Source organism: Enterobacter cloacae complex sp. S2 (assembly GCF_015159675.1).
Classification (GTDB): domain Bacteria; phylum Pseudomonadota; class Gammaproteobacteria; order Enterobacterales; family Enterobacteriaceae; genus Enterobacter; species Enterobacter intestinihominis.
Genome location: NZ_JADDTS010000056.1, coordinates 25,985 through 46,603 on the forward strand (window position 1 = coordinate 25,985; position 20,619 = coordinate 46,603).

Annotated in this window: 15 protein-coding genes and 2 pseudogenes; 12 read left to right on the forward strand and 5 right to left on the reverse strand. The window is 52.5% G+C overall.

Annotated elements, in window-relative coordinates; all coding sequences use genetic code 11:
• Positions 1-23: 23 nt before the first annotated feature.
• Together qseC and qseB are read right to left on the reverse strand one after the other, a co-directional pair.
• Positions 24-1,373, reverse strand: a complete 1,350-nt coding sequence (qseC, locus tag IPZ49_RS21560) for a quorum sensing histidine kinase QseC (RefSeq protein ID WP_022649410.1) — start codon at positions 1,371-1,373, stop codon at positions 24-26.
• Positions 1,370-2,029, reverse strand: a complete 660-nt coding sequence (gene qseB / locus IPZ49_RS21565; protein WP_022649409.1) for a quorum sensing response regulator transcription factor QseB — start codon at positions 2,027-2,029, stop codon at positions 1,370-1,372. The genes qseC and qseB overlap by 4 nt, the downstream gene beginning before the upstream one ends.
• A gap of 139 nt (positions 2,030-2,168) precedes the next feature.
• Between qseB and IPZ49_RS21570 the strand changes: the two genes are divergently transcribed.
• The 5 genes and pseudogenes from IPZ49_RS21570 to IPZ49_RS21590 all read left to right on the forward strand — a co-directional run.
• Positions 2,169-2,570, forward strand: coding sequence for a YgiW/YdeI family stress tolerance OB fold protein (locus tag IPZ49_RS21570; protein ID WP_022649408.1), 402 nt, complete (start codon positions 2,169-2,171; stop codon positions 2,568-2,570).
• Positions 2,571-2,688: 118 nt separating this feature from the next.
• The gene (gene parC / locus IPZ49_RS21575) at positions 2,689-4,947 is read left to right on the forward strand and encodes a DNA topoisomerase IV subunit A (RefSeq protein ID WP_023298608.1); all 2,259 of its coding nucleotides are present in this window, start codon (positions 2,689-2,691) and stop codon (positions 4,945-4,947) included.
• Positions 4,948-5,110: 163 nt separating this feature from the next.
• Entirely contained in the window at positions 5,111-5,848 is a 738-nt protein-coding gene (gene plsC, locus IPZ49_RS21580; RefSeq protein WP_022649406.1) for a 1-acylglycerol-3-phosphate O-acyltransferase, read from the forward strand.
• Between the two features lie 61 nt (positions 5,849-5,909).
• Complete coding sequence (gene ftsP, locus IPZ49_RS21585) at positions 5,910-7,322, forward strand: cell division protein FtsP (protein WP_063147132.1); 1,413 nt, start codon at positions 5,910-5,912, stop codon at positions 7,320-7,322.
• 151 nt (positions 7,323-7,473) lie between these two features.
• Positions 7,474-8,649: pseudogene (locus IPZ49_RS21590) on the forward strand (YgiQ family radical SAM protein); the annotation flags it as partial.
• Between the two features lie 135 nt (positions 8,650-8,784).
• Here the strand turns inward: IPZ49_RS21590 and IPZ49_RS21595 are convergent.
• Positions 8,785-9,420, reverse strand: coding sequence for a hypothetical protein (locus IPZ49_RS21595; RefSeq protein ID WP_023279901.1), 636 nt, complete (start codon positions 9,418-9,420; stop codon positions 8,785-8,787).
• A gap of 613 nt (positions 9,421-10,033) precedes the next feature.
• Here IPZ49_RS21595 and IPZ49_RS21600 point away from each other — a divergent pair.
• The 5 genes and pseudogenes from IPZ49_RS21600 to IPZ49_RS21620 all read left to right on the forward strand — a co-directional run.
• Positions 10,034-11,281, forward strand: a complete 1,248-nt coding sequence (locus tag IPZ49_RS21600; RefSeq protein ID WP_007897923.1) for a site-specific integrase — start codon at positions 10,034-10,036, stop codon at positions 11,279-11,281.
• Positions 11,268-13,034, forward strand: a complete 1,767-nt coding sequence (locus tag IPZ49_RS21605) for a hypothetical protein (RefSeq protein ID WP_007897920.1) — start codon at positions 11,268-11,270, stop codon at positions 13,032-13,034. Before IPZ49_RS21600 ends, IPZ49_RS21605 begins: the two co-directional genes overlap by 14 nt.
• Positions 13,022-15,139, forward strand: coding sequence for a hypothetical protein (locus IPZ49_RS21610; protein WP_017384059.1), 2,118 nt, complete (start codon positions 13,022-13,024; stop codon positions 15,137-15,139). The genes IPZ49_RS21605 and IPZ49_RS21610 overlap by 13 nt, the downstream gene beginning before the upstream one ends.
• Positions 15,140-15,142: 3 nt before the next feature.
• Complete coding sequence (locus IPZ49_RS21615; protein ID WP_017384060.1) at positions 15,143-15,571, forward strand: hypothetical protein; 429 nt, start codon at positions 15,143-15,145, stop codon at positions 15,569-15,571.
• Positions 15,572-15,661: 90 nt separating this feature from the next.
• Positions 15,662-16,350: pseudogene (locus tag IPZ49_RS21620) on the forward strand (IS3 family transposase); the annotation flags it as partial.
• A gap of 546 nt (positions 16,351-16,896) precedes the next feature.
• Here the strand turns inward: IPZ49_RS21620 and IPZ49_RS21625 are convergent.
• Together IPZ49_RS21625 and IPZ49_RS21630 are read right to left on the reverse strand one after the other, a co-directional pair.
• A complete protein-coding gene (locus IPZ49_RS21625) occupies positions 16,897-17,205 on the reverse strand; it encodes a helix-turn-helix transcriptional regulator (RefSeq protein ID WP_032415288.1) in 309 nt (102 codons plus the stop codon).
• 95 nt (positions 17,206-17,300) lie between these two features.
• Complete coding sequence (locus IPZ49_RS21630) at positions 17,301-18,425, reverse strand: alkene reductase (protein WP_023279877.1); 1,125 nt, start codon at positions 18,423-18,425, stop codon at positions 17,301-17,303.
• A gap of 260 nt (positions 18,426-18,685) precedes the next feature.
• Between IPZ49_RS21630 and IPZ49_RS21635 the strand changes: the two genes are divergently transcribed.
• Together IPZ49_RS21635 and IPZ49_RS21640 are read left to right on the forward strand one after the other, a co-directional pair.
• The gene (locus IPZ49_RS21635; protein WP_158002126.1) at positions 18,686-19,618 is read left to right on the forward strand and encodes a LysR family transcriptional regulator; all 933 of its coding nucleotides are present in this window, start codon (positions 18,686-18,688) and stop codon (positions 19,616-19,618) included.
• 82 nt (positions 19,619-19,700) lie between these two features.
• Positions 19,701-20,576 carry an MBL fold metallo-hydrolase gene (locus IPZ49_RS21640; RefSeq protein WP_017384065.1) on the forward strand — a complete coding sequence of 292 codons (876 nt, stop codon included), beginning with the start codon at positions 19,701-19,703 and terminating at the stop codon, positions 20,574-20,576.
• The last annotated feature ends 43 nt before the right edge of the window (positions 20,577-20,619 follow it).

The following is a 20,619-nucleotide window of genomic DNA, read 5'->3' on the forward strand; positions in this document are numbered from 1 at the left end:
TTTTGCGCTCAGCGCAATAATGGCTACCAGCTGACGGTCACCTCAAAGCCCCCTTCAGGCGCATTGCCCAGCGAGGCGCGCATCCCGTGTAACGCCGCGATGCGCTTCACGATAGACAACCCCAGACCGCTGCCGGTGGCGTCCTGGCCCGGTGGACGATAAAAGCGCTCGCCGAGACGCGCCAGCGCATCGGTTGAAATGCCCGGGCCGTTGTCGCGCACGGTAAAGCTTTGGGTGTTCAGCGTCACGTCCACCACGCTGCCGCGCGGGCTGTAACGAACGGCGTTGTCCAGCAGGTTACGCGCCAGCAGGCTCAGCAATAGCGGCTGTCCGTGACGCATCACCTCGGGCGCGTTGACGTTGAGCCGAATATCAATGCCCGCCTGCTGCGCCGGATGCCAGATATCCAGCACCGCGGATTGCAGCAAATCGGCCATCATCACGGGTTCGACGTCATCAAGATTATCCAGTGAATCCAGGCGCGACAGGGTGAGAAGCTGATCCACCAGCCGGGAGGCGCGGTCGATGCCCGCATGCAATTGCCCCAGCGCTTTAGACTGCGCCTCGGGATCGTCAAGGGAAAGCTGCGCCACGTCGGTTTGCACCTTCAGCGCGGCAAGCGGGCTGCGCAACTCATGAGCGGCATCCGAGGTGAAGCGGCGCTCGCGGGCCATCATCTCCTGCGTACGGGCGAAAAGATGGTTAAGCGCATCAAGCAGCGGGCGAACCTCCGTCGGCACGCCGTGGGTGGGCAGCGTATCGGTCGCATCCGGCGAGCGTGAACGCAGGGTCTGCGCCAGGTTTTTCAGCGGTTTCAATTCCCGGCTCAGCAGGACAATCAGCAACAGAAGCATTACGGGCAGCGCCACCAGCCACGGCGTCAGCTGCGAGCTGACCACGTCCAGCGCCATATCCTGTCGGTACTCCCACTCCTGGCCAACCACCACGCGGTATTTCCCGTCCGGGGAGGTCAGCCACAGGAAACGCCATTCGTCGTTATCATCCTGCAACCGACCGTCATCAAATCCGTCCCGGCGGTAGTGATAAGGTATGTCGCGCCCGTTCTCACCGTCGTTAAGCACCATGCTGCCGTCTGCGGTGAAGATTGCGAAGGCCAGCGCATCGTCGTCAAGATGGCCGTGTTTGGCTTTTTTCGGCACCTCGCGCATGCGTTCCGGGGCGCGGAGTTCGTCCACGTCCATCGTCAGCAGCCGTTTGGCAAACAGCATCTGCTGGGTATCGAACAGCTTATCGAGCTTGTCGGTCGTCTGGTGCCAGGCCACCACGCTTGCGGCAAACCAGGCCGCCAGGGACAGCAGCAAAAAGAGGAGCGTCAGGCGCAGCTTCAGGCTCAGGCGTTGGGTCAGTTTCATGCGTCACCCAGGGTATAACCGATGCCGTGCACGGTGCGGATAAATTCGCTGCCGAGCTTGCGGCGTAAATGATGAACGTGGACTTCGACGGCGTTGCTGGAGACGTCATCATCCCAGTTGTAGAGTTTCTCTTCGATGGCCTTGCGCGGCAGCACGCGGCCCGCGTTGCGCATCAGCAGTTCCAGCAGGGCGAACTCTTTGGGTTTGAGCACCAGCGTTTCGCCCTCCAGCGTGGCGACGAGACTTGCCGGATCGAGCGTGACCTTGCCGTGACGCAGCTCGCTGCGCGCCTGCCCGTGGCTGCGGCGCACCAGCGCTTCGAGGCGGGCTGCCACTTCAATCAGCGCGAACGGCTTACACAGGTAATCATCCGCCCCCAGGCGTAACCCTTCGACGCGCTGATTCAGCGCATCCCGCGCGGTGAGGATCAGCACCGGTTCGCTCTTACCGCTTTCGCGCCAGGCGCGCAGGATCTCAAGCCCGTCGATTTCCGGCAGCGTCAGGTCCAGCACCACGGCATCGTACGGCGCGGTGTACAGGGCCGCCTGCCCGGTTTTACCGTCGGTAAACCAGTCCACGTTAAAGCCCATTTTGCTTAAGCCCGCTTTGATGCCATCGCCGATGAGCTTGTCGTCTTCTACCAGTAAAATGCGCATATTTCCTCCTTGATGCCGTCAGTAAACCTTCTGCAAGCGCCTGCTGTACAGTAAAAATAAATAAATTTTCCCCTTAAGAAGTTGTTAAGGTTTACCCTGTTTAATGGATTATGAAACGACATTAAAGGGAGAGATTAAGATGAAAAAATACGCTGCAATTGCTGCCATTATGATGATGACCACTGCCCCTGTTTTTGCTGCACAGGGTGGCTTCTCTGGCCCATCTGCGACACAGACCCAGACGCAAACCCAGCAGGGTGGCTTTGTCGATAATAACGCCAACCTCACTACCGCGGCTAAAGTCAAAGATATGAAGGACGACAGCTGGGTGAAGCTGCGCGGTAATATTACCGAGCGCCTGTCCGATGACCGTTACACCTTCCGCGATGAAAGCGGCACGGTGGTGGTGGAGATCGACCACAAGCGCTGGAACGGCGTGACGGTGACGCCACAGGATAAAGTCGAACTCCAGGGTAAAATCGATAAAGACTGGAACGAGTTTGAAATCGACGTGAAGCAGGTTATCAAGCTGAACAAATAACCCGGAAAGGGCCGCATGAGCGGCCCTTTTTCTTTGTGACTCAACTCGCCAGATGAGGTAGTATCTGCGGCAATATTGCCTGAAACCCATCGGTTTCTGAGTTGAGGAATCACACGTAATGAGCGATATGGCAGAGCGCCTCGCGCTACATGAATTCACGGAAAACGCCTACCTGAACTACTCCATGTACGTCATCATGGACAGGGCGTTGCCGTTTATCGGGGATGGCCTGAAGCCCGTTCAGCGCCGCATCGTCTATGCGATGTCCGAACTGGGGCTGAATGCGACCGCCAAGTTCAAGAAATCCGCCCGTACCGTTGGTGACGTGCTGGGGAAATACCATCCGCACGGTGACAGCGCCTGCTATGAAGCGATGGTGCTGATGGCCCAGCCGTTCTCTTACCGCTATCCGCTGGTGGATGGCCAGGGGAACTGGGGGGCGCCGGACGATCCGAAATCCTTCGCGGCGATGCGTTATACCGAATCCCGCCTGTCTAAATATGCCGAAGTGCTGTTGGGCGAGCTGGGGCAGGGTACGGTCGACTGGGTGCCAAACTTCGACGGTACGATGCAGGAGCCGAAAATGCTGCCTGCGCGTCTGCCGAACATCCTGCTGAACGGCACGACCGGTATCGCCGTGGGCATGGCGACGGACATTCCGCCGCACAACCTGCGTGAAGTGGCGAAAGCCGCCATCACCCTGATTGAGCAGCCAAAAACCTCGCTGGACGATCTGCTGGATATCGTGCAGGGGCCGGACTATCCGACCGAAGCCGAGATCATCACCTCGCGTGCGGAAATCCGTAAAATCTACCAGAACGGCCGCGGCTCCGTGCGCATGCGCGCGGTATGGACCAAAGAGGATGGTGCCGTGGTGATCACCGCGCTGCCGCACCAGGTCTCCGGCGCGAAGGTGCTGGAGCAGATTGCCTCCCAGATGCGCAATAAAAAGCTGCCGATGGTGGACGACCTGCGCGACGAATCGGACCACGAAAACCCGACCCGTCTGGTAATCGTGCCGCGCTCTAACCGCGTGGATATGGAGCAGGTGATGAACCACCTGTTCGCCACTACCGATCTGGAAAAAAGCTACCGCATCAACCTGAACATGATTGGTCTGGACGGTCGTCCGGCGGTGAAAAACCTGCTGGAGATCCTCACCGAATGGCTGGCCTTCCGCCGCGATACGGTGCGCCGCCGTCTGAACCATCGGCTGGAGAAAGTGCTTAAGCGCCTGCATATCCTCGAAGGTTTGCTGGTGGCGTTCCTCAACATTGACGAAGTGATTGAGATCATTCGTACCGAGGACGAACCTAAGCCAGCCCTGATGTCGCGCTTTGGCATCAGCGAAACCCAGGCTGAAGCGATCCTCGAACTGAAGCTGCGCCATCTCGCTAAGCTGGAAGAGATGAAGATCCGCGGCGAGCAGAACGAGCTGGAAAAAGAGCGCGATCAGCTTCAGGCGATTCTGGCGTCCGAGCGCAAGATGAACACCCTGCTGAAGAAAGAGTTGCAGGCCGATGCCGACGCCTTTGGCGACGACCGTCGTTCTCCGCTGCATGAGCGCGAAGAAGCGAAGGCGATGAACGAGCACGACATGCTGCCGTCCGAGCCGGTGACCATCGTGCTTTCCCAGAGCGGCTGGGTGCGTAGCGCCAAAGGCCACGATATCGACGCGCCGGGTCTGAGCTACAAATCCGGTGACAGCTTCAAGGCGGCGGTGAAGGGCAAGAGCAACCAGCCGGTGGCGTTTATCGACTCCACGGGCCGCAGCTACGCCATTGATCCGATCACGCTGCCATCCGCGCGCGGGCAGGGCGAACCGCTGACCGGCAAGCTGACGCTGCCGCCGGGCGCCACGGTTGACCATATGCTGATGGAAGCCGACGATCAAAAACTGCTGATGGCGTCTGATGCTGGCTACGGCTTTATCTGCACCTTTAACGATCTGGTGTCGCGTAACCGCGCCGGTAAAGCGCTGATCAGCCTGCCGGATAACGCCCACGTCATGCCGCCGCTGATCATCGAGAACGAAAGCGATATGCTGCTGGCGATCACCGCTGCCGGACGCATGCTGATGTTCCCGGTCAGCGATCTGCCGGAGCTGTCGAAAGGGAAGGGCAACAAGATCATCAGTATCCCGTCAGCGGAAGCGGCAAAAGGCGAAGATAGCCTGGCGCATCTCTTCCTGCTGCCGCCGCAGAGCACGCTGACCATTCATGTCGGCAAACGTAAGATCAAACTGCGTCCGGAAGAGTTGCAGAAGGTGGTTGGCGAGCGCGGACGTCGCGGCTCACTGATGCGTGGCCTGCAGCGCATCGACCGCGTGGAGATCGACTCGCCGGCGCGCAGCAAAGCGGACGACAGCGAAGAGTAAGCTGTTTCATCCCCCCCTCTTTCCGGAGGGGGATTACCATAAAATTTCCCGTAAAAACGTTGTTAATTCGTGCGTTGCGATTAACAATACGCGCTCGTAATAAAGTCCTTACCTGGCCACAGGTGAAGTATAATTGTCAGCTGTCAGGGCTTCAGAGGTCGCTATGCTATACATTGTTCGTCTTATTCTTACCGTTATTTACTGCATTCTGGTCTGTATTTTCGGATCGATTTATTGCCTGTTCAGCCCGCGTAACCCAAAACATGTCGCGACGTTCGGGCACATGTTTGGTCGCCTTGCGCCATTGTTCGGCCTGAAGGTTGAAAAGCGTCTGCCTGAAGGGGCGGAGAATTTCGGTAACGCCATCTATATCGCTAACCATCAGAACAACTACGATATGGTGACGGCCTCAAATATTGTTATTCCGCCGACCGTAACCGTCGGGAAAAAGAGCCTGCTGTGGATCCCGCTTTTCGGCCAACTGTACTGGCTCACCGGTAACTTGCTGATTGACCGCAACAACCGTGCGAAAGCGCATGGCACCATTGCGGAAGTGGTGGATCAGTTTAAAAAGCGCCGGATCTCAATCTGGATGTTCCCGGAAGGGACGCGCAGCCGCGGTCGCGGCCTGCTGCCGTTCAAGACCGGCGCGTTTCATGCTGCAATTGCGGCAGGCGTTCCAATTATTCCCGTGTGCGTTTCCAATACATCGAATAAGATTAATCTTAACCGTCTGAAAAACGGACTGGTCATTGTCGAAATGCTACCGCCGGTGGATACCTCCAAATACGGTAAAGACCAGGTGCGCGAGCTGGCCACGCACTGCCGCGAGCTGATGGCTCAGCACATTGCACAGCTCGATAAAGAAGTTGCAGAGCGAGAAGCCGCCGGTAAGATTTAACCCGGTTTCGTTCAAGGGAAAACGAATTCCCGCGTTGTTAGTCGTTTCAGATGGAGCTTATATGTCACTCAGTCGGCGTCAGTTTATTCAGGCTTCGGGTATCGCCCTTTGTGCGGGTGCGATGCCGCGGACAGCCAGCGCCGCCGGGCAGCAACAGCCGCTGCCTATTCCGCCGTTGATTGAATCCCGTCGCGGACAGCCGCTATTCCTCACGCTTCAGCGTAGCCACTGGTCCTTTACCCAGGGAACGCGCGCGCAGGTATGGGGCATTAACGGACGCTACCTCGGGCCGACCATTCGCGTGTGGAATGGGGATGACGTCAAGCTCATCTACAGTAACCGGATGACGGAAAATGTCGCAATGACCGTCAGTGGGTTGCAGGTGCCGGGGCCGCTGATGGGCGGCGCGGCGCGCATGATGTCGCCGAATGCCGACTGGGCGCCCGTCCTCCCGATTCGTCAGAGCGCGGCGACATTGTGGTATCACGCCAACACCCCGAACCGCACCGCCCAGCAGGTCTATAACGGCCTGGCCGGGATGTGGCTGATTGAAGATGAGGTCAGTAAAACGCTGCCGATCCCGAATCACTACGGTGTTGATGATTTCCCGATCATTATTCAGGACAAGCGTCTGGATAACTTCGGTACGCCGGAGTACAGCGAGCCGGGCAGCGGTGGCTTTGTGGGCGATACGCTGCTGGTTAACGGCGCGCAAAGCCCGTATGTCGAAGTGTCTCGTGGCTGGGTGCGCCTGCGTCTGTTGAATGCCTCTAACTCGCGCCGCTACCTGCTGCAAATGAGCGACGGCCGCGCCCTGCATGTGATTTCAGGCGATCAGGGGTTATTACCTGCGCCGGTGTCGGTGAAACAGCTGGCGCTTGCGCCGGGCGAACGTCGTGAAATCCTCGTGGATATGACCAACGGGGATGAAGTGTCCGTGACCTGCGGCGAAGCGGCAAGCATTGTTGACCGCATTCGCGGCTTCTTTGAACCGTCGAGCGTTCTGGTCTCCACGCTGGTGCTGACGCTGCGCCCGACCGGCCTGTTGCCGCTGGTGACCGACAGTCTGCCGATGCGCCTGCTGCCGCAGGAAATTGTGACCGGCCCTGCAGTACGCAGTCGCGATATCAGCCTTGGCGACGATCCGGGCATCAACGGCGCGCTGTGGGACGTAAACCGTATTGATATCACCGCCCAGCAGGGAACCTGGGAGCGCTGGACCGTCCGCTCGGAGATGCCGCAGTCGTTCCATATTGAAGGGGTGTCATTCCTGATCCGCAACGTCAACGGGGCGATGCCGTTCCCGGAAGACAGGGGCTGGAAAGACACCGTCTGGGTGGATGGGCAGGTAGAACTGCTCGTCTACTATGGACAGCCGTCATGGCCGCACTTCCCGTTCCTGTTCCACAGCCAGACGCTGGAGATGATGGACAGGGGGTCGGTAGGGCAGATGCTGGTGAATCCGGCACCGTAAAACGAGTCGGGTGGCGGCTTCGCCTTACCCGACCTACAGGCCCGTAGGCCCGGTAAGCGTAGCGTCACCGGGCAATAAATACCCCTTCATTTCCCCCGATAAACCAGCGTATAATCCCGCTCCTTTTGTCTATTTTTTCTTCGGAAGCATTATGAGCGCAATTTCCCTGATCCAGCCGGATCGCGACCTCTTCTCCTGGCCCCAGTACTGGGCAGCCTGCTTTGGACCGGCGCCGTTCCTGCCGATGTCCCGGGAAGAGATGGATCAACTGGGCTGGGACAGCTGCGATATCATTCTGGTGACGGGTGATGCGTATGTCGATCACCCGAGCTTTGGCATGGCGATCTGCGGCCGTATGCTGGAAGCTCAGGGTTTCCGCGTGGGGATTATTTCTCAGCCTGACTGGAACAGCAAAGACGACTTTATGCGTCTGGGTAAACCTAACCTGTTCTTTGGCGTGACCGCGGGCAACATGGACTCGATGATCAACCGCTATACCGCGGACCGTAAGCTGCGTCATGACGACGCTTATACGGCAGATAACGTGGCGGGTAAACGTCCCGATCGCGCGACCCTCGTCTACACCCAGCGATGCAAAGAAGCATGGAAAGACGTGCCGGTGATCCTGGGCGGCATCGAGGCGAGCCTGCGCCGCACCGCGCACTACGACTACTGGTCTGACACCGTGCGCCGTTCGGTGCTGGTGGATTCGAAAGCCGACATGCTGATCTTCGGCAACGGCGAGCGTCCGCTGGTGGAAGTGGCGCATCGCCTGGCGCAGGGTGAAGCGGTCAGCGAGATCCGCGACGTGCGCAACACCGCGATCATGGTGAAAGAGGCGCTGCCGGGCTGGAGCGGGGTGGATTCCCGCATTATCGATATGCCGGGCAAAATCGACCCTATCCCGCATCCGTACGGTGACGATCTGCCGTGCGCGGATAACAAACCAGTTGAGCCGAAGAAAGCGGAAGCAAAGGCCGTGGTGGTGCAGCCGCCGCGTCCGAAGCCGTGGGAAAAGACCTATGTGCTGCTGCCGTCATATGAGAAGGTCAAAGCTGACAAGGTGCTCTACGCACACGCCTCCCGTATTCTGCACCATGAAACCAACCCGGGCTGTGCCCGCGCGTTGATGCAAAAGCACGGCGAGCGTTATATCTGGGTTAACCCGCCGGCGATCCCGCTCTCTACCGAAGAGATGGACAGCGTTTTTGCCCTGCCGTACAAGCGTGTGCCGCATCCGTCATATGGCAACAGCCGTATTCCGGCGTACGAGATGATCCGCTTCTCGGTCAACATCATGCGCGGCTGCTTCGGCGGGTGCTCCTTTACTCTTGTTTTTATGTATTTAGAGTTAAACTCTACTTTTCTATTTTTAGAATTCAAGCTATTCATCGTAATTGAGAGATATCCTTTTAATGTTCAGCAAGCCTGTTAAAAGCACTTTATCTGAACCGCGTTTTGCCTAAATCCTGCTCAATATATACTCTCCCTGAGTTCTGAAATCCTCAAATTCCCCAATCTTAAAGCATTGATACATAGATGATGTCAGATAATGCGCAATCATCTCACCGCCAATATGGATCCGTTCCGGGTGTGAGTATGTCGCCTGTATAGCCCTTTGTTCATTCATCATTACAGGAATTGTCTGCAACAAATCCCCATCCAGGATTTGGCACTCAGGTTTTACTCCTGTTCCGTATTGTAATTGCTCTGATTCGAAATCATGGACTGAGCGATAGGCGAACGAAACGATATTTCCTGTTTCCTCGCAAATTGCGAACTGATAAACACTGGTTGTCACCGTTGAAGAAGAGGGAATTGCATGGTCATGCTTGTATTGTTTCCACAGCCTCCTTAGACAGGCCGATGTATGATAATTGAGATTTTGTATACCTGATACGACCATTCTGGTTGATGCTTCAAGCAACCAGGTGTTAGAAAATCCACCTGCCCCCGTACCTGCTATGATGGTTCTTAGCTGGGGGATGTAACCTGCTTTGGAAACAAAAGATAACGGCTCCCCATTATCGGTGACGGCAAGGGTATCTGTTACAATCAGTGCTTGTGCTTCGTCTGTATAAAATATCAGTGATGACATATTTTCCTCATCCAGAAAAGACATTACATGAATCACAGAACAGGTCACTACAACCACGTGAAAGGGAGTCAGACCATTTTCCAGAGGTAAATATATTCTTGTGTTTGGACGCGTTGCGGTTCTCTGTAAAAAATATATAGCACAAACAAAAGTCCCCGCAGGGATAAATATAGTTATATGCGCTTTTTCTGCTGGCTTTTACAATTGAAAGTGACAGGTAAACGAAATGTGTTACAGGTTTCTTTTGCTTTTCGTTGGGTTCTGTATATGCGAATTTACCCTGTGTGTTATTTTTGCAATGGACTCAGGCTGTATTCAATCAATTAAGGTTTACTTCTGGCATTAAGATGTATCCGTTGCCTGTTTTTTAAGGGCACGGTTTGTGCCGGGAAATGAAAATCACATCTTAAGTTCTTCACTCAAAGGATTTGTGATGTTTATCACGTATGGTCCGGGTAACGTGTTGAGGTCAATGTATTGCATCGTGATGGTGTCGTTACATCTTTTACTTTCCTCCTGATTTGCATATTCACTCCCGGCAACCTGGTTGTTTGTTTTTTCTTCTTCCGGATTTATAGTGTAGGCATGAGGTGGCGTTTCAGGGCGACAGACTGTGAGGATAATCACTAACATTCATGCGCGTTATGGGCGTGTCAGCAAACTGGATGCAACAGAGCCGAAACTGAAATTTGAACCCGGATTTCTGTATGCTGAAATACCTTATATTAGCGGCATCCAGAATCGAAAACTGAGCCGATATGTACACTTTTATCTTATGGATAAAGCTATCCTGCAGGCCAGGGATTTAAAGCCTTTAGCCCGGGCATTTTTACGCTGGATAAGGTGGCTGGAGGATAACGGACTTGACCCTTTCACCCCGGGAACGTTGAAATACCAAAGCCCTACATATGGCTTCAGGGAGTATCTTCTGGGGGCCGTAAGGCAGGGGCGCATCGCCTCATCCACCGCGGCGGTGTACATCAGCGTTATCCGACGGTTTTACGTATTTCTGGGCAAGTGTGGTGAGCTGGCTGCCAGCTCATTTTTTACGTTGGTCGAAAAAGTCGTTGACGGGCGACGCAAGGTGATAAGTTCGGATCTTGCCATCAGGATAACCAGCACAACAAAAAGGACAATCAACCCACTGAATGATGCAGAGGTTCATATCCTGGATGAGGCACTGAAATCTGAGTCCGGGTTGTTCAGTTTAATGATTGTGCTGATGAAAAATTGTGGGTTACGGCTGGATGAAATGCTGACCCTGCCGTCGTCACTCTTTACTGAAGAGTACCTTGCCAGTGTCCCTGTATCTGAGTTGACCATCAGGGGGCTTCATATTGGTCCGAGATGCGGAGTTCATACGAAGTTTGGGATGACGCGAGAACTCTTCATCACCAGACGATTGTACGAGCAGGTTCTGGATTATCTGGCGGATGAGGAGTATGAAAAGAAGATCCAAAAATGGCGTGCACGACAGGGTGGGGAAGGGCGGCACGAGCCTTTATTTTTAATGGCAAACGGGAAACGGATGTCTGAAAAAGCCTTTTACTCCCGCTGGTACAGTTTTCGCCATCGCCTGGCCCGGTCTGCTCCGGGAAATGTGTTCAGACATAAACCCCATGATTTGCGGGCAACGTTTGCGACCCATTTTTTACGCTCGGCACTGAGTTGCTATCCCGATCAGGCCGCAAATGCGCTGGGTACAGTAAAATACTGGATGGGCCATAAAAGCGAAAATACGACGATGAAATACATCGTCTTTCTTCAGCAAAACCAGATTTCTGATGCAGTCGCCGGGGTCATGGACGCATTGATTGACGGTGCTGCAGGTCGCGATGGAGCCATATATGAGCCGGAGTGAAACGCAGATAACGTGGATGGCCGAAAATGTGCTGTCATGGGAGACGGTCAGCGGACACATCACTCAGCGGGATCTGAACCGATATTATTTACTTGACGTTTATCTTCAGGCTCATTTTTCAGATTATGTGTTGCTCCCCGGATGGTTTAGTGAACATTCGCATCTTGCCCGCCCTGAAAAACGCGATTTTATTGCCTCTCTGAAACGATTTCTTCTGTCTTACCGTCCCGCCGGAAGGTTAACCATTTTCCGTTATCTCAATATGTTTTTTATATGGCAGTCAGTCAATCAGTATGACTATGGCACGGCTGAAGGCGTTGAAATGTATATTAAACATCTCATGAACGATATTCGTCGGCGAAAAATTTCAGTCAGGATGGCAAGACACTACTTGTCCGTGGTCAACCGGTTTTTGCTTACGGGCGGGCAGATTCAGAGGCGGTATGAATATGAATTCTTACCGAAAGGAACGTATCAGCAGCAGGGAAGGGATAGCTATACCAGGAATGAACTTTCCGAGATCCTGAGGCAGTTGTCATCCATGAATGAGTTCCTTGCGGGATGTATCCGGGAGCATATCGCTAAATCGGAAAAAGGGGTGCGGCATTTCTCACCGTCTTTGCTGGCACCTGTTTATGAAGCGTATTTCCGGTATCCGGGAGAGAACGGGGTCAGCAGGGCAGAGATCATCATCAGGGACGTTCTGGAAAATTACTTTCTTACTTCTTTTTTTCTGTTCTGTTACCACACATGGGGAAACACCTCTCAGGTTCTGGGTCTGACGCGGGATGATATACATCTGGATGAAAAGGGTATCAGCACTGATTATGTTTATAAGGGGAGAGCGAATAAGTATATACGTCTGACGATAGGTAAATCGGAGTATGTGACCAAACGTGCGGGCTATTACTGGTTTCTGTCTTTTATCAGGCTCAGGGACGACATCGTTAACTATCTGGTTTCCGCAGATAACTTCCCTCCGGTACAGGCGCTGTTTCTGAGTGAGCCGCAGGTGAAATTCCGTAAGCTTTATTCTCTTAATCCCAGTCATCTGACTAAATTTTCTAACTCTGAGGGGGCGTGGGCCACGATGCGGCAGCTTAATCCCTCGCTTCCATCAATTACCGTTTCTGGCTTGCGCAAAACGTCTGAGCAGTATACGGACAGAACATTAAAGAATGGTCTGATTACGGCGGAAAAAGCACAGCATAACTGGGGCACTTACAGGCGGAATTATGCTGCAGGTAACCCACAGGGGGCGAAGGAAAACTTCAGTGCTGCACTTGATACGCTTATGAATCAGGGGATTGCGACACGTGCGTTATCCGAGCGGGTAAAAGTTGCTGATGAGCTGGGGATCGATCTGCGTGGAAGCGATGAGGGTGTGGATCTTTTATTGAATGGCCTGGGATGTCGATCGCAGGAGCCGCCTACAGATATTGAATTGCGCTTTATAAAAAAGCAAAAACGATTTGGCCGGACACCAAAGGCTTGTGCGGATTTTTCTCATTGTGTCGAATGTTCAAAAAGTTGCGTTGTGGAAACGCTGGAGTCTGTATGGCTCCTGCTGTCATTCAGGCATGCTATCGAGTATGGAAAACCGTTGTACATCGGTTCGGTCAATGCTGTGGAGCGTTATGAAACGTTACTCCTGAAGATTGATTTACGGCTTGGGCTGGTAGATGAGGCGACCCTGAAAAAAGCGCGCGTTAAACTTCAGCGAGAAGGTGTGGCTCCGGTATGGCAGATTTGAAGAAAAAAGAGGTAAGCCGTAGTCGAATGGCGGAGTTTCCTGCCGGAACGCCGCTTCGTTCAGGGGATGAGTTTCCGACTGAGGATATCATCTGTGAGGCACTAGAAAACAAAAGCTTTGAACGTCTGAATAACTGCCTGGTTATCGCCAGCTCAGATGAACATGATATGCGTTTTATCAATGAGGAGACGCTGAATATTTATTTCAGGGATGATGTCTGGACCAATCGCTATGTCAGAACCCATATTGGTGAAACGTTAAGAACCGTTAATTTTTCAGGCATACGGGATCCTGAACTGCGTCTTGAAGCCAAAATCATCTCAGCCAGCCTGCTCTGGATTGTCGGCAGGACCGCGAAGACGCAGTCCCTGATCCGGAAATGTGCAAACATTGTGGCGGGAGCCCGTATTATTGAGTCTATGGGGTATCGCAGTCTGTTTCAGCTTCGTTTTCCGCTTGTCCGGAATGCTTTCATTGTAAAGATGAAGGAGGAGGATGAGCACGGCAGGAAGCGTTCTGAAAGAACATTACGTAATTACTTTATGGACCTGGCGGATATCTCGCTGACAGGTCATACCCGTCTTCGAAAATACGGTTACTTTCCTGATATTAGCTTCGACAGTTACAACAGTGTGGATGATTCAAACCAGACATATTGTATGCCTTTCAGTCTTATGATGTCTGTCTGGGAAGGGCTGATTACTGAACTGGATGCTGAAATCAGTGATTTCGATTTTGACGGGTTTTCCCGGCTGTGCGCTATCATAAACGGTTTTTATGATTCGCCTTACTATACGTCGATGCTGGAAGCCCGTAAAAGAGGGACAGCAAAAAGCATACCGGATTACCGGGCCGCGTATTACTACAATATTGTTGCCGGGGAAATTCGGGCGCTTTTCGCGACACTTGGCCCCGGGATGCAGGGCTGGTTCTCGGTACATAAAAATAAGCGCTGGAGATCTGATTTTATTGGCGTTGATCACATAAAGCTGAACACCTGGCATTTTGAGCTGACGTTAAAAGTCATGAATGTGATACAGGCCATGTCGGGGATGAGACACAGCGAAGTGCTTGGCGTGATGCACGGTTCACTGATTTATGATGGTGATATCCTGGGACTTCGTTCGGTGTTGCATAAGTTCGCCCCGGAAGGTGGAAGTCACGAAGACTGGGTTGTTTGTCGCTATGTGGAAAAGCCTTTTCAGCATTTACGCAGAATTAATCAAATCATGACAGGCCTGGACGGGAAGACGCTGGACAATGTTCCATTGTCTTTAAATATCAGGTCGTGGTTCTCGGAGCAAAAACTCTCTTTTATGGGGACGCAGCGCCAGACTGAGTGGGCAAAGAAATTTGTGAAAAGACACCATCTGTTCATCCGACGTGACCATATTGATGAGTTCAGGCTTTTAAATCCAAACATACGTGATGATGAACGCGTTGCGATGGAGATTCGGGAGGGGGCTTTCTGGCCATTGCGAACCCATCAGTTTCGCCGTTCACTTGCTGTACACCTCAGGCGTCTTGATCTGATTTCTACTAATGATCTTATCCGGCAGTTTAAGCACTTAATCAGAGGCATGACGGAGTGGTATATGTCCGGTGCACTCAACGCTTCGCATTTTAGCCGGGCGATCCCTCAGGCATTCGCTGCCGAGATTGAGAGGGTTGATACCGAACTCTCAGCTTCCAGGGCTGTTTCTTATCAGCATGAAGGCCTGCTTTATGGCGAAGGCGGGAAGTTACTGATGTCCCAGAGAGGTGGGCACTTACATCAGATGACGTTTCCTACACTGAAAAAAGCGATGAGCATGGCTAAACGAGGCGGGCAAAAACTGGTATCTCTTGGAAACGGTTTTTATTGCATGAATGGCCATGACTGCGAGTTTAAGGCGGTTGTTCAGTCAGCGTCCTGCAATCCGGGATGTGAGAACATGCTGGCCGGAGCTGATTCTGTTCCCGTGTGGAAACGCAGGATGGCTCATTATGACAACCTTCTGGAGATTGCCGTGCGAAATAATGCTCCTCAGGCTGACAGGGATTTTCTGATGCTTGAGAGAGATTTTTATGCAGATGCTGTCCGTTTTTTTGAAAAGGATGAATAGAGCATGACGAACGAACAGTCGGGGGTTAAAAAAACACAGGCAAGAGCAGAGCAGGCCCTGAGGGAACTGATGTTATCAGGGGAGCGTATCAGCCAGTATGCTGTGGAAAAACGAGCGGGGCTGGCAAACGGCACCCTGAATTATAACTGTCCTGAGTACAGGCAGGTCAGGGAGGCTATCCGCAGTCTGAAAAAAACGTGCCAGGGCACCGCGCCGGTTGATGAGCAGGGCATTGAGCAGCAGATCAAGCTGAAAGAAAAGTATCGCCGTCAGAGAAATGAGCTGAGGGAAGAAATCAAAAAGATGATGGCTGAAAATGTAGAGCTGTTACATAACCTTATACTTTTACAGCAGTATGTCAGGGAGCTTGAACGCAACACCGGGAGGGAGAAAGGGGACGTCATTCCGTTCTCGGGTGGTGTCAGGGACTGAGGCTATACTGAACGGAAGGACGCGAGGTGAATCGCCACAGGTTTAACAGACACCTCAGAGTCATTTAAGATGACTTAAAGAGAGGTGCCCATGAGCGGTAAGCGTTATCCTGAAGAGTTTAAAATTGAAGCAGTCAAACAGGTTGTTGATCGCGGTTATTCTGTTGCCAGCGTTGCAACGCGTCTCGATATCACCACCCACAGCCTTTACGCCTGGATAAAGAACTACGGTCCGGATTCTTCCACTAATAAAGAACAGTCAGATGCTCAGGCCGAGATCCGCCGTCTTCAGAAAGAGCTGAAGCGGGTTACCGACGAACGGGACATATTAAAAAAAGCCGCGGCGTACTTCGCAAAGCTGTCCGACTGAGGTACGCCTTTATTCGTGACAACACCTATTGCTGGCCTGTTCGCCTGCTCTGTCGGGTGCTGGATGAACATCCCAGTGGTTTTTACGCCTGGCTTCAGCAGCCGCATTCACAACGCCATCAGGCAGACCTGAGACTGACAGGACAGATTAAACAGTTCTGGCTGGAATCGGGATGCGTCTATGGTTATCGCAAAATCCATCTGGATCTGCGGGACAGCGGGCAACAGTGCGGAGTGAACAGAGTCTGGCGACTGATGAAACGTGTCGGGATAAAGGCTCAGGTCGGATACCGGAGCCCGAGGGCATGTAAAGGCGAGGCCAGTATCGTGTCGCCCAACAAGCTCCAGCGACAGTTCAATCCGGATGCTCCGGATGAGCGTTGGGTAATCACAGCGTGGTTTCCTCAAACCCTCGCTGTGAATTAACTGAAATACTTCATTGAAGCTGTAACCAAACAGTTAACTGAAAGAATGAGCCCGCAGAGCATTGCACAGCGATGACACCATTTGTTGAGCTTCACCGTTTTCGCATACAACCGTCCGGAATTTGGAAAAGCACTGTCTTTTTGTACTGACCGATCATGATTAAGTGACACCTCTTCGAAAAAGAGAGCGCGATGAGCGATTAATATATGGCTCGAAAGACAATTATGTTGGGCTTTTATGACCGCTGTCAGAGGTATTATCTTACCCGGACGGCAACAGGGTCGGAATGTCATCAGCGGCACTGTAACAAGCTATCCGCCATCTTAAATATCTGCAGGTCCTTGCACCGAGTATGCACACCAACCGACAGAGTGATTTGACCCAAACTGGTGGATATTTTGCAAAACTATTAGCCTCTTATGACCGGTCTGCAGCCTGATATTGAGGAATTAGTGCGCTTTCATGGAATGCCTGCCGGGATCGCAAGTACGAACCCCCGGTACTGTTACACTGAATGTGCTCAGTCCTGTATCAGATTGTATTTTTCAGCAACTCAAGAACAACCCTTATTTTATCATTGTCACGTTTGTAGTACGTCCAGGGACCGATGCGCTGAGAAGTAACAAGTTGTGCCCGTTGAAGAGCTGAGAGGTAAAGAGAAACGGTAGACTGTGAGAGCCCGACCTTTTCCTGAATGATACTGACACACACACCGAACTCGTCCGCATCAGCATAAGGCTGATGGAAGTGTATTTTCGGTTCCTTGAGCATATGCAGAATTTTTCTTCTAACAGGGTTTCCCAGCGCCTTAATCACGTCATTCAAATCAATATCAGGCATAAACTCTGTCACTTGTCGCATTGAGGAATTGCAATGTTACGATACTTCTCTACGTTAAGCATCAGCTTTTGAAAAGCTGATGCTCATAAGAATGGTTAGCCAAAGGCGGGATAATCTGTGTAGCCTTTTGCCGTTCCACCATACATGGTTGTTGGATCGACCGGATTCAGTGGCCATTCATGATAAAGGCGCTGCGGTAAATCCGGATTAGCTATGAACGGGCGGCCAAATCCGATAATGTCTCCCCAGCCAGCACCGATAATCCGTTCGGCTTTTTCTTGCGTATATCGCCCGGCATACATAATTACACCGCTGAATAACTTACGGACTTCAGCTCTGAATGCTTCAGGCAATTCGGGAGCATCATCCCAGTCGGCTTCAGCAAGAGAAATATAGGCTATTCCGATTTCTTCAAGAATTTTAACGGCTTCGGTATAGGTTTCATGGGGATCATCTTCCACCAGGCCAAGATAGACCCTTACTTCATCCGTGGTCTGAAAGAGCGGAGCAAAACGGACTCCCACACGGTCTTTACCGACCACATCAGCGACAGCCTGCGTCACTTCGCGCAGAAACCGCAGCCGGTTATGTAATGAGCCACCATATTCATCCTCTCTTTTGTTGCTATGGGATGACATGAACTGGTTAACCAGGTATCCATTTGCACAGTGAATTTCCACACCGTCAAAACCGGCATCAAGGGCGTTCTGAGCTGCCCCGGCGTACATCCTGACAATCTCACTAATTTCCTCTTTTTCCAGTGCGCGGGGGCAGGAAGCGGTAGCCAGCGCACCCTCTCCCGGCCCGGTTTCGATGAATACCTTAACGTTTTCCCCTGCCGGTATCGCCGACGGAGCGACAGGCGAGGCGTTACATGGCTGCAGGGAGTTATGGGATACTCTTCCGACATGCCAGAGCTGGGCAAAAATGATGCCTTCTTTTTCATGCACTGCCCGCGTCACTTTCTTCCAGCCTTCCACTTGCCGTGAGCTGTAGATCCCCGGGGTCCACGCATAACCCTGCCCACGAGGTTCGATTTGTGTTCCTTCGGTCACCATAAACCCGGCACTGCTGCGCTGTGCGTAATATTCAGCCATCAGTTCGTTCGGAATATCACCCGGTTGTGAGCTCCGTGAGCGGGTTAAAGGCGGAAGTACAACACGATTCTTCAGGGTGTAGGGACCTAGTCTGGTGGGAGAGAACAGGTTTTTCGTCTTCATTACATATCCTGATATAGCGAATTTTCAATATCACTGAAACGCCATGTCTCAGCATTTACGACCTGGCATGTCGTCGTTCGGCCGATGTAGCCGCAGAACCACGACACTTTATTCCACATATTGAGATTTACCAATATCTAGATTTATAAAAATTATGATCGGATGAGCGGAACGGGGGGGTTGCCTGATGGCTCACAGAATCGGCATCATGAACCTAAATGGTTCTGATAATGTTATCGGAGATCCTGAACGGGAACGGTATGCGTCACGATTTTAATGACTATGTTGCATTCATGGCAGTAGCACAGGAGTGCAGTTTTTCACGGGCTGCTGTCCGCCTCGGGATCTCGGCATCCACGCTTTCACACACGATACGTCGTCTCGAGGAGCGCGTTGGCATGCCGTTACTTATGCGTACAACCAGGCGGGTGGCTGTCACCGAAGCCGGTAAACAATTATTACTGACGCTTGAACCCGGTCTTGCGCGCATTGAAGCGGGCGTGACAGCTCTTCAGAGACTGCGCCATACACCGGCTGGGCTGGTCAGACTTACGGTATCAGATCACATGATTCATGAATGTCTCTGGCCACGATTGTCACCGTTACTAAAAAAATATTCGGATATCAAGGTGGAAATGTCGCAGCAGAACGGTTTTGTCGACATTGTTGAGGGCAATTTTGATGCCGGAGTCCGAATTGGTGATGACATATTAAAGGATATGGTGGCCGTCCGAATCGCACCGGACATACGGTTTGTCGTCATTGGATCGTCCACCTATCTTGCAGAAAGAGGTCTGCCGCTACATCCCTCTCAGCTGGAAAAACATGACTGCATCAATATACGTCTGTCACCCACAGGCCCGCTGTATGGCTGGGAATTTGTCAGGCAGGGGGAGATTGTGAAAAAAGTGGACGGGCAGCTTACTTTTTCAAGCATTTATCCAATGCTTCAGGCAGTAAAAGATGGCTACGGCCTGGCCTACCTGCCGGAGTCTTCTGCCCTGGCGGGGATTGAGGCGGGACACTATTGTCGGGTGCTTGAGGACTGGTCAGAGGCTTTTCCCGCCGACATGATAATTCCAATAATGTCCATTACAGGCTCCGGTAAAGATAATACCGACACCTTACATGAGAAAGGCAAAAGCAATATAACCTGCTGTGCTCCGGATTTTAAGAATGAGCGGTTTACGTAGCAGGATGAGCAGTTCGAACCAGAAATTTCGTTACTATTGCTAAAGTAAAACCTGATGACCTCTAATCGTAACGGAGACCAATATGACTTCACAACTGAACTGGCAGGCCCCGGCTATCAATCGCAAAAAAGTAGGTGACATGACTGTGACCATGCTGAGTGATGGCTATCTGGACGTATCTTTTGAGCTGCTGTCTGGTATTGACGGCTCACGTGCCGAGGATTTACTGCAGAAGCGCGGTGTGCCAGCAGTACCCCGTATTAATATCAACGTCTACGTTATCCAGACGCCTGAGCGAACCATCCTGATTGACAGTGGTGCCGGAGGTATCAATGGCTGGGGCGGTCGGCTTCAGGTAGCCCTGGCCGCGGCAGGCATTGACCCGCTTCAGATTGATACCCTTCTCCTGACTCACGCGCATCCTGACCATATCGGCGGGCTTGCAGGCCCCCTGCAGACTCCCGTTTTCCGCAATGTTCAGCAGTTGTTTGTGCATGAGAAAGAACTCGCTTTCTGGCGTGATGAAACCATTTCCGCTGGCGCGCCTGACGCATTCAAGCCGTTCTTTGAAGTAGCAAGGAACGCCTTCAGCGCTTATGACGACAAACTGGTGCCATTCCGCGAGGAAGCGATTTTACCAGGTATTCAGACTGTACCGCTGTTCGGCCATACACCAGGACATACCGGTTATCTGCTGGGTGATGAAAAAGAGTCGCTGCTCATCTGGGGTGATATTGTTCACTTCCCGCACATTCAGGTTGCTCAGCCTGACGTTACTATCGCGTTCGACAGCGATCCTGCGGCGGCGGCGGCCATCCGTAGCAAAGTGCTTGACCGCGCAGCGAGCGATAACCTGGCTGTCAGTGGTATGCACTTCAACCTGCCTACTACCGGTAAGGTTATCCGTGAAGGTAACAGCTTCGCACTGAATTACGACCTGTGGTCACCCGCAGTCTGATCACCTTCCTTCCCGGTGCACACAATAGTGACCGGGAAGATCC